This is a genomic window from Pseudomonadota bacterium, assembly GCA_034660915.1.
Lineage (GTDB): Bacteria > Desulfobacterota > Anaeroferrophillalia > Anaeroferrophillales > Anaeroferrophillaceae > DQWO01.
This window is the reverse complement of the sequence record JAYEKE010000018.1, coordinates 1-10,346: the sequence shown is the minus strand read 5'-3', so window position 1 is coordinate 10,346 and position 10,346 is coordinate 1. Positions and strand designations below refer to the sequence as shown.

The 10,346-nt window shown below is 51.2% G+C and carries 6 protein-coding genes and 1 tRNA gene; 1 reads left to right on the top strand and 6 read right to left on the bottom strand.

Going from position 1 to position 10,346, the window contains the following annotated elements; translation table 11 throughout:
* Nucleotides 1-60: 60 nt before the first annotated feature.
* The 6 genes from U9P07_00785 to U9P07_00760 form a co-directional block, all read right to left on the bottom strand.
* Nucleotides 61-552, bottom strand: a complete 492-nt coding sequence (locus U9P07_00785) for a tRNA (cytidine(34)-2'-O)-methyltransferase (GenBank protein ID MEA2107941.1) — start codon at nt 550-552, stop codon at nt 61-63.
* Entirely contained in the window at nt 549-1,961 is a 1,413-nt protein-coding gene (locus tag U9P07_00780; protein MEA2107940.1) for a diguanylate cyclase, read from the bottom strand. Before U9P07_00780 ends, U9P07_00785 begins: the two co-directional genes overlap by 4 nt.
* Before the next feature lie 31 nt (nt 1,962-1,992).
* Complete coding sequence (locus tag U9P07_00775) at nt 1,993-5,337, bottom strand: UvrD-helicase domain-containing protein (protein ID MEA2107939.1); 3,345 nt, start codon at nt 5,335-5,337, stop codon at nt 1,993-1,995.
* On the bottom strand, nt 5,330-8,131 hold the full coding sequence (locus U9P07_00770; GenBank protein ID MEA2107938.1) for a PD-(D/E)XK nuclease family protein: 2,802 nt from the start codon (nt 8,129-8,131) through the stop codon (nt 5,330-5,332). Before U9P07_00770 ends, U9P07_00775 begins: the two co-directional genes overlap by 8 nt.
* 206 nt (nt 8,132-8,337) lie before the next feature.
* Nucleotides 8,338-9,099 (bottom strand): nucleotidyl transferase AbiEii/AbiGii toxin family protein, encoded by a 762-nt coding sequence (locus U9P07_00765; protein MEA2107937.1) that lies wholly within the window; start codon nt 9,097-9,099, stop codon nt 8,338-8,340.
* A gap of 50 nt (nt 9,100-9,149) precedes the next feature.
* Nucleotides 9,150-9,932: a type IV toxin-antitoxin system AbiEi family antitoxin gene (locus U9P07_00760; GenBank protein ID MEA2107936.1), complete on the bottom strand. Its 783-nt coding sequence runs from the start codon at nt 9,930-9,932 to the stop codon at nt 9,150-9,152.
* A gap of 326 nt (nt 9,933-10,258) precedes the next feature.
* On the opposite strand from U9P07_00760, the gene U9P07_00755 reads away from it, so the two are divergent.
* Nucleotides 10,259-10,345: transfer RNA gene (locus tag U9P07_00755), tRNA-Leu, on the top strand.
* Nucleotide 10,346: the final 1 nt, after the last annotated feature.

The following is a 10,346-nucleotide window of genomic DNA, read 5'->3' as shown; positions in this document are numbered from 1 at the left end:
AAGGTTGAAGCTGTTCTCCCTATACCCTATACCGTACACCCTGAACCGTTCAGGAATATTTTATGCCCAGCCGACCTGTCTTCCGGCTTCGTAGAGGATAATACCGGCGGCGGTAGAGAGATTTAAACTACGGACCACTCCTTCGATCATCGGTATCCTGATAGTCCACCTTGCCTGGCCTGCCAGCAGTGATTCCGGCAGGCCCATGGTTTCTTTGCCGAAAACCAGGAAGTCCCCTGGTTTGAAATCCGCTTCGATATAGCTTTTTTGCGCCTTTTTGGAGGTGTACCAATACCGCCCTTCGGGATGAGCTTGCTGCATTTCTGCCAGCGTCTTCCATTGTCTGACATCTACAGCCGGCCAATAGTCCAGCCCGGCCCGTTTTAATTGCCGATCATCAAGGGAAAATCCCAGTTTGCCAACCAGGTGCAGAATGGTGCCGGTGGCGGCACACAAGCGGGCGATGTTACCGGTATTTGGGGGTATTTCAGGTTCCACCAGGACAATATGAAATGGTCCGGGAGATTTTTCCGGGAGGTTTTCAGCTTTCATTTCAGCTGTCTGCCGGGGGGCGCGGTATTGGCGAACGGGGCAGACTGAACCTGATTTCTTCCCGCTTCTTTGGCCTGGTAGAGACATTGATCAGCCCAGGAAAGCAGTTGTTCCGGGCTGTAGTTGGAAACGGGTACTACGGCTGATACTCCGAGGCTGATAGTCACTACTGGCGTCACTGGAGAGTTCTTATGTGGCATGTTGAGTAATTGAACCTGCTTTCGCATCTGCTCCGCCAGCTGTGTAGCTCCTTCGGTATCAGTATTGGGGAGGACAACCACAAACTCTTCACCGCCATAACGGGCCACCAGGTCAGCCGGCCGTTTGCTCTGTTGGGAGATGCTCCTGGCTACGGACTGTAAACAGTCGTCTCCTTGCTGGTGCCCATAAGTGTCATTATAAATCTTAAAACAATCAATATCGATCATGATCAATGCAAGGGGAAGCTTTTCCCGCTGCAGTCGCCGCCATTCAAGTGTCAGAACGTCATCAAACCGACGGCGGTTAGCAATCTTGGTCAAACTATCGATAGATGCCAGCCGCTGTAACTCCATGTTCGCCTGCTGGAGGGCTGCTTCGGCTTTTTTGCGGGCGGAAATATTTTTGAAATCAGCAACAATCCCGATAAGTTCCTGGTCCAGACCGCGCAGGGGAGTGGCGGTCAGGATGCAGGAGATAGCTTCGTCCTGGTTGAATTTGTGTTCAAAATCATATTCGACCAGCTTAGCTCCTTGTTTGATCCGTTGAAGTGGACACTCATCACCTTGACACATGGAGTGAGAAAAAATTTCATGACATAATTTACCGGTTAATTCTTTTTCTGATTGTCCGGTAAGCTCCTGCAGTTTTTTGTTAGCCCGCTGAACATGGTAATCCGACCCGATAACCCACATGGCATCGGCAGAGGTATTGAAAATCTGGCCTAACTCAATATTGGCGATTTCCGCCTCTATGGCCATGGTGTTTGCCTGGCTGAGGACATACTCCATTTGCTCGTTGGTCTGCAGCAGCTCTTCATTGAGCTCGGCAAATTTATCCCGGGTTTCCTTTTGTTCAATGAGTTTGCCCAGACGTTCGGCGATTTCTGTCAATAAGATGGAAGAATCATTGCCAGTTTCAGGCTCTTCGGTTAAAAATATCTCGATGGTACCTCTTTTAGTATCGTTCACATAAAAATCACCGGATCGTCTGCATGGGTTTTCCTGCCCGAAAAAAGCGGCATCGGTCAAAGGATCAAAGGTGATGCGGCAGCCGGCAGCGGTGCCCGCTGGCCAGGCACCGGGAATTATCCGGGCGGCTTCCTGGAGGAGTTGTTGAATGGGGGTTTCTCTGTTTTCAGCCAGCAGGGTGAGGGCGTAGAGGCATTTTAATTCTGCCAGGCTGGGATTTAATGAAACAGCTGATTTCATCCGGTAACGGTCTCCAAGGTTGAAATTTTTCTTACCATTCCTCTTCGTATGTTTCCCCCGTTTCTTTAATTTTTTCTGCTGATTGGATGGCCGACATGCTGCCATGAGGGAAAATCTCGGCCAGCAGCCGCTGGTAGGTGTCAAGTTGAGACCGGTTGATTTCCCCGGTTTTAAAATCCAGTCCCGCTGCCCGGTTATCTTCTATTTGCAGAACATCCAGCCGGCCGAGGATATATTGTCCGTTTTCTGTCCAGCCGGCAATGGCGCTTTCGGCATGGACAGCAGTTTTTTTAAGTTGTCGGTAACCGGATGTCAGCCGAAGTTGGGCCAGCATTTTTTCCGCTTTGGAAAAATATTCCTCATACCTTTCTGCCGGGGCCCAGCCCCGGCAGGTAGCCGCCAGTGATGGTTTCAATCCTTTCAATTCTTCTTCCAGTACCCGGTGAACGATAAGCCCTAGAATCCGGTCAGATAAACTGCCGGCGGTGGGTGCTGTCGGCAGGATTTCTTCACTGCTGGGTGAACGTCGTCCCTGACGCCGGAATGATCGCAGTAATGCCGGATCAATGTGCAGCCTCTCCCGGTGATTTTCTGCCGCTGATGCAAAAGCCTTAACATTCGGGGACATTGCTTTAGCGGTGTCCCCGCGGTCCTGTTCATGGGGCAGCCAAATCCCGGCCAGACATGGTGCTCCGGTCAGGTCTTCGTTTTTCGCTGCCATTTCTCCCAGGACTTGCTCCATGATGGTGATGACTTCCGGCATTTCATCCGCTTTTTTAGTGTTGGCGGTGATGAAAAGATGTTGGGTAGCCCGGGTGAGGGCAACATAAAGAACACGGATTTCTTCGCGGAAGCTTTCCTGCTGGTTGATGGTTTTCATCTCTTCGAGAAAATCTACCGGTGGCAGGTCATCTTTGGCCCGGGGCAGGAAGAGAAGAGGAAAACGATCCCGTGAACTGCTCCGATTGATGATAATGCCGGCATCCTGTCGCATCCCGGCGCCGGCATTGAAGAGAAAAATTATTTCGCTTTGCAGCCCTTTGGCCCGATGAATGGTCATCAGGCGGACGGCATTTTGCCGTTGTCCCAGAGATCCGCTCAGCTCGTCTGCCTGGCTGAGTTTTTGTAAATGGGTTCGGGCTTCGATAGCCGAGTGATAGCCGTTGTTACTGAGTAAAGAGAGAAAGCGGTCCAGGTTGGCGGCCGGGGTCTGGTCGTCTGGCCTGGTCTGGTACATTCTATGGGCGGCGGTGATTTCCAGAAACAGGGCAAATCGCTGCCCCAGTGGCAGCCCCTGGTTCTGGATGACGGTGGCGCTCAAGGCTTTGGCCAGCGATGAATCATCACTGCCGGCCAGGTATTGATCAAGAAGATTACCCTCCTGATTTTTAAGCCTTTGTTCCAGCAGTTCATGGAAAGCACTGTCCGGCAGCCGGCTCAAGGGAGAGCGCAGCAGACGCAGTAAGGCCAGCTCATCACCCTGGTCGGCCAGCAGGGAAACCAGGGCCAGACAGTCACGGATTTCCGGTTGTTGAAAAAAACCACCTTCATCATCCCTGACCACCGGTACCTGTCGTCGACATAATTCATCCAGCAATCGACTGACGCCTTTGCGCTTGCGGTAGAGGACGGTAATATCTTCAGGCCGTACCCGTCGTTGAACCATACTGCCATTTTCCCTCGTCCGGATCAGTGGCCGTGGATCCTCCAACAGTCGGGATATGGTGTCGGCCACGAACGCGGCTTCATCGGCCAGGCCGTAGCTGGCGGCTTCTTCCCCTTCTTCCTTGCGGTCGCAAAACGGTGGATAAAGATTGATGGAGCCGCCGTCCAGGGGCCAGGCTTTCGGGTGGCGGCTATGGGTTTGAAAAGGAATGACTTCTTCCTGATGAACCTCGTTGAGGTGGCCAAATACCCGGTTGACAAAATCGAGGATCAGGGTTGAGGAACGGAATGATTCATTCAATGGGTGGCCGATTACCCGGGGGTGTCTGGTGACCAGCCTGCCGGCGTCGGCCAGGACCCGGTAATCAGCATTGCGAAAGCCATAAATTGATTGTTTCTCATCCCCGACCATAAACAGGGAAAAGTCAGTAAAAATGCTTTCCCCGGCCAGCAGGGCATCCCCAAGCAGCAGGCGGAAGACCTCCCATTGGAGGCGGGAGGTATCCTGGAATTCATCCAGCAGCAGGTGGCGGATACCTGAAAGCAGGTGAAAGTGGATGCCGTTCCAGCGTTGATCCCGCCACAGGCGCAGGGCGGCCAGGCCCAGATCGGTAAATTCCAGCAGTTTCAGCCGTTGTTTCAAACTTTCGTAAATGTCCGCGTAGTGACGGTAGAGGGTGGTCAGCATGGTGATGGTGTGATTGTAACCGGGAACCAGTAATGCCTGGCGATAAGGTCTTAGCGCGGCGGCCAGCTGTTCATTGAGGTCATCAATAAGCGCTTTTATGTCCACCCGTCCCAGTTTTTGTTTGCTGATGGCGAAGTTGTCAGGGCAGTGATAGCTGCCGAAATCAATCTTTTTCAGCAACTTATCCTGGTAAAGCATGGCGGTAATTTCAGCCAGAGGCCGGTTATGTCGCAGTGATTTAATCGCTGCCTTCAGCGACCCGCCAAATTTTTCCTGGTAGGGTGAAAAAGCCGGGTCTTCCAGCAGGTTGGTCAGGATGATGATGACTTCCCGGTAAAAATCCTTGGTGGCGGTTTCAATGGAAAGTTCGGGCAGCTTGAGCTTTTCCAGTGCCCGGTCAGGGGTGAAGTTATAAGCTTCAAGCTCAGCCCGCTGGCGATGCAGTTGTTCGATATACCCTCGGCTCAGCCAGGCGCCACGGCCCTTGCTGAGCCGCAGGTAGTCCTCAAATTCTTTTTGCAGGTCTGCATTCTGGTAAATATTTCGGTTAAGCTCATGCCAGGCGTGTTGCTGCAGTTCCCTGACTGTCAGCTGATCGGCAATGATTGCTTCCGGGGAGATTCCCAGCTCCGGGGCGTACTGGTGAGCCAGGGAGGAAAAGAAAGCGTCAATGGTTCCCACCCGCACGGTTTCGCTGGACTCCAGGATCAGGCGGGCGGTTTCAGTTGCTGAACGGGGTTTACCCGCTGCCACCGTTGTTTTTTCGACCCACTCTCGCAGGTCACGGTCAAAGTCCTGTCCGGCGGTTGGATCGGTAAACAACTGAAAGGCATTGTCAATAATCCGATTCTTCATTTCTTCGGCGGCTTTGTTGGTAAAGGTACAGCACAATATCTCTTCTGGCCGGGCGCCGGCTGCCACCAGGTGGAGATAGCGGCCGGACAGCTGGTGGGTTTTGCCGCTGCCGGCTGCCGCTGAGATGGTGAATGAAAGGTAAGGATTAAAGGGATTATTTTCAACCATTGATCGACCTTAATTGGGATTCATCCAGGCAGATTTCCCGATATGGGCAGCGGTCACAATGTCTGGCAATAATTTTCCGGTAGCCGCCGCTGGCCGAAATGCCATGTAATTGCTGCCTGAGAATCTCGCTGAACGTCGCCAGTAAAGGTTCCACCTCCGCTTCGGAACAATTTCGCTGCCGCTGGCGAATGGAATAATAGGCTATTTTATCAACTTTTTCACCGTTCAGGGTTTTCAGCAGGGCATAGAAAAGCAGCTGGACATCGGCAAAACTGGTGACTGCTTTTTTTGCAGGAATTTTGCCGCGTTTGTAGTCCACCAGCCGTTCTCCGGCTGTTCCCCGGTCCCGACGGTCAATCTTTCCCACCCCCTGGATCGGCAGGCCGGTAACCGGTTCCAGGTCAGCTGCAACCCATTCTTCCACCGCCAGGGTTTCAGCGCTGTTTTCCAGCAGAAAATCAGCCAACCTTTCCCAACAGCTACTGTGGTCGAGAAATGAAAAAAGCATCTTTTCTTCCCAGGTGATTTCCAGCTTGCGGCTGATTTCCGCTATTTTGTCAAGAATTTCACTTTTGTCTTTGGGTTTTGGCAGGCTTTTTCCCAGGATTTCAGCCACCTGGTGCAGGATGGCCCCTTCGCCCAGGGGGTCAAGGCGTTCTTCACGGATTGCCGGGGCCTTAAGTCTCAGGGCTTCAAAAAAATAACGAGCCGGACATTGGAGCAGGTGGGTGGCCTGGTGACCGCTGAGGTGTTGGGGCAAATTCTGGATAGGCAGCAGCACTTCCCCATGCCTGTCGGCAGACACGGCCGCTTGATTTTTCCCGGCCGCTTTTTTTTCCGTATTTTGATCGGTCCAGACGATTTCCACCGCCGGCATCAGCGGTTCCATCCCGGACCAGAGCAGTTCTTTGAAAAAGATATTGGCTTCCCTGGTCCGGCCCTCAATTTCAAGGGCCCGGGTGCACCAGACTTTTTCGCAATTGTTGATTAACGAATAAACCGTAAAGCGTTGCAGAATTTCCTCTCGATCCGGGGTGATCAGGCCCAGCAGCTCCTGCTGCCTGGGTGAAAAAAAGCGATTTTGATGTCCTCGGCCGAGGAAAGAACCGGAGGAATTTCCGGTGAGGAACAACGCCCTGGTGGCTATCCCCTTGGCATCGCGGGGGTCAAGGATCTGGATGCCGGAGAGATAATCGTAATTTAACCCCGTTTCTTCACTGGTTATGGCGGCCTGGAAAAAGGAGTGGAGGGAAGCCGGCTGGAAAGAGATGTCGAGCTCCAGCTGCCTGAGCTCTTCCACCACCGCAGCCAGGTGGTCACGGACGGTATTTTCGTAGAGATCGCCGATTATGCCGGTACTTTGTTCAATCAGTCCGGCAATGATTTTCAGGTAGTCGGAAAGCAAAGCATGAGTCGGGAAATATCTTCCGGCGGCGATTAAGGCCTTGATTCCCTGCTGTAACCCGGGATCTGAGCTCCGTTTTGCCATTATTTTCAGGGTTTCAGCGGCGGTTATAACCTGGTCGGTAAGTTCCTGGCGCAGATTAGTCAATATCGCTTTTTCCGTGCTTTTATTTTTATCAGCAGCCGGGTTGTCAGACTCCGTGGGGGTGCCATGTCTGCAGACAGGCAGGAGGAAAAAGTGGCTGAAAAAAGGTGATTCGATGACTTCCAGGAGCAGTTGGGTGGACAAAGGCGCGCCGCCCGCCATCCTGATCAGGGTTTCAATGAAAATGGCCAGGGCTGACTGTCCTATCTGACGTTTGAGATTAAAGGAAAAAATATCCAACGGCATTCTGCTGGTCGGCAGCGCGTGAATCAGGCTGTAAAATATTTCCCGGTAATGGCGCTGGTCGGTGACCACGATGGCTATCTCATCCGCCGGGATGCCATCACAGACCAAGGCCAGAGCCTGGTGGATAACATAACGGCATTCGGCGGCCACTGAAGGAAAAACCCGGGCGGCGACCGATTTGCTGACCGGCAGCGGGGAGAGTTTTTGCGGCTCGAGGGCGGCGGCTCGCCGGAGAATTTCTTTTGCCGGTGGAGAACACCAGGTTACCTGCTCAGGGGGTAGGCGTTTAATCAGTTCAGGCCAGCGTCGCCGTTCAGGAAAATGATAGCCACTGAAAATAAATGTGGCTCCCAGCCGGGATAGGGTTTCCAGTAGTTGCAGTTGAATCGGGGGAGCGTCATAAAGATCGGCAACCATAAGCTGAAAACGGTTGGCAATTTCAGGTAGATACTTGATGGTATTAGTGATTTGCCGGCGGCTGATCAGCAGTGGATCCTCCAGCCTCAGTTCGGTCAGCAGCTCAAGATAGGTCCTGAAAATATGATTGAATTCTTCCAGGTAGCTTTCCATAAACTGCCGGTAGGTAGGTGAACGGTTGATGGTCGGGTCCAGACAGCTCAGGGTTTCTTCCAGGAATTTTCCGGAACTGAGCTCATCAACAGCTGCAATCCGGCCGGTGAAGACAAAATCCTCCCAGAGAGAAAACAAGGTTGCCTCACTGCCGCTGGCAAAATGGCTGAATTTTTTGCTGCTTATCGCCTGGTGCATAATCGCCCGCCGGGCGGCGTTGCTGATCGGCTTGCTATATACCTGTCCATAATCCTGGATGAAAGTGGAAAGGGTATGGCAACAGGGCAGCAGAGTGGTGCCGCAGGCTTGTGTTAGCCGGTACTGGAATTGCTCAATCAGGTTTTTAGTGGGCAGCAGTAGCAGGTAGCTCGGCCGCTCGGCAACGGGAAGGCGCTGAAAAAAATCTACCAGGTAAGAAATAATCCCCATAGGAATCCCTGTGCCAGAAAAATGCCCTAAAGTCAAAAAAGATGGATTTTTACTCGAATTATGATTTTAAAGAGTTCGTCATTAGCATCATAGAGTTTGGAGAGTGGATGATTTCCTGTTTTATTCCCGCGAAAAATTGGCTTCTGTCCCAGCTTTTCGGCAAATGCACCCGCCATCAATTAATCTGTTTCACCGTCCTTGACCGGTTATATTTTACCGCCTCGCCAATGATCACCGGGGATAAGGACGATCAGATTTTCTATGACATAGGCGAAAGCCTGGTCAAAGTTCCAAGTGTTGTCGGCGACCAGTAGCGGTTCTATATCTTTCCTGAACTGAGCATCATCTTTTTTCTCAAAAAGGTTTTGCTCAAACATTGCCCGGCTGATTTGGTGACCACCATGTTCCATGTACTGTAGAAAAACCGAGACCACCTGACTGGACACGGGAATTTGGTCCGATTCAAGAAATGCGTACCAAAGATCGAAAAGATCACGTCCTTTTTTACGCTGGTAAAGTGCCCGCATTTTAGTACCGAGCAATTCATTCAGGCTGTAGGTTGTGATTCCTGCCGAACCTGTAAACCAACGAGAATCCAGTTGGAAAGGAATTCTCTGTACACCATATACGGTAAAGTGTTCCCTGGTATTAATTTCTATTTTCAAAGTCAACAATAAACCATCTTCTGACGGAAAACGATAACGAAAAGTTACCCGGCCCTCGGTTTGTTTCCATTTTGGCGTTCCCAACCAGGGATTCAGTGCTTTGCGAAGGCCATCCAGTAATTCACCAATCGGACCAGGCTTTACCTGCACAAGGTCAATATCATCTGAATATCGAACCGGAGAAAGAAATAATTTAAAAAGGGCAGTTCCGCCGCGAAAGGCCAACTTATCGGCAAGACCTGGTTGTGAAAAAATTTCAACCAAAGCCCGACAAACAACCAGATCCTGCTCAATCTGATGCACTTGTGACCATGGCGCATATCGGCTCCATTCCGTAATGAAATCACGGGGAATCAAACCTCAACCTCAACTTCACCATTAATCATAATCTGCCATAGAGGATCTTTGGCTGCTCCTTTGAATGGCTTGGCTCTGAACAACGGGGTTGGTACGGGATCTTTTTGCCGGATGTGTTCAGCTAATTTTTCAGCTTTGCCACTTTCTCCAACAAGATTCAATAAATACCCCAACCGTTGCGCCCAGGCCATTGGCGATAACTTTGCAGCTGCAACAATTTCATCTCTACCTAAATGTTCTGCCAATTGAATCAGGATGGTCGCAACATTATCAAGACCTGCAGCATGCTCAGGGTAGCCCACCAGATCAAAGGCCGTCACTTCCGGCGTCGATACCTGGATAAATCCACGTTGGGTTTTTCTGGGAATTGTCGGAAGAGAAGCTAAGCTTTTTCGTGCAATGAACCCTACTCGAATCCTGCCACACTCTAGAGATGATCGGTGCTTATTGAGAACAATTTGAAAAATCTGGGGCCGCTGGTGCGCAGCTCCATAATATTCCGCCGCACTCAATAAACCAACGTAGTATGGTTCCCCCAGATGTTCCATCAGTTGAGGAATAAACTGATCCGGAGGTAGACACGAAAAATTTCTGTATTCGGCCGGTACAACAACCCAAAACCCCCGATAAGGCGTTGCTATTATACCTTTTTTGCGTAACCTCCGGAGTGCGGCCCGGGCGGCCGTGAGAGAAATCTGCAAAACATCTGCAATCTCATTAACCGTGAAGGTGTAGCGTCCTTGCGCCATCAGATCGAAAATATAGTCAATAGTAGGCATAGTCTAGTCCCGTTAAATGAAATACTTTTACAAAGTAACACTTAACGTTGTGTTTGTCGACTAGTTAAATTGTTTTTGGTGAGAAAATTTGAGTTTGTTCCGGTTTTCCTGTCCAGGTTTTCCCACTATTGCGAAATAAAATAACATGCTGGTGGTTCAGGATTCCAGGGAATCTGTTTCGTGCATCAATCAGCTGTTGGCAGACTTTGACCGGTAGCCGGCCTCGTGATGTTCGGGATGCGGTCATATCTGCCGCCAGGTCCGGCCTGAAAAGCTGCTTGACAGGTCTGCGTTTTTGCTGTTAATAGCAGTTGCAGGAAAACAGCGCCGGAGTGGTGAAATTGGTAGACGCACGGGACTCAAAATCCCGCGGGGGCGACCCCGTCTCGGTTCGATTCCGAGCTCCGGCACCAT

What these genes read in the sequence shown, in the direction of transcription:
- U9P07_00785 (MEA2107941.1), bottom strand. Translation starts at nt 552, where the DNA reads ATGAAAGCTGAAAACCTCCCGGAAAAATCTCCCGGACCATTTCATATT.
- U9P07_00780 (MEA2107940.1), bottom strand. Translation starts at nt 1,961, where the DNA reads ATGAAATCAGCTGTTTCATTAAATCCCAGCCTGGCAGAATTAAAATGC.
- U9P07_00775 (MEA2107939.1), bottom strand. Translation starts at nt 5,337, where the DNA reads ATGGTTGAAAATAATCCCTTTAATCCTTACCTTTCATTCACCATCTCA.
- U9P07_00770 (MEA2107938.1), bottom strand. Translation starts at nt 8,131, where the DNA reads ATGGGGATTATTTCTTACCTGGTAGATTTTTTTCAGCGCCTTCCCGTT.
- U9P07_00760 (MEA2107936.1), bottom strand. Translation starts at nt 9,932, where the DNA reads ATGCCTACTATTGACTATATTTTCGATCTGATGGCGCAAGGACGCTAC.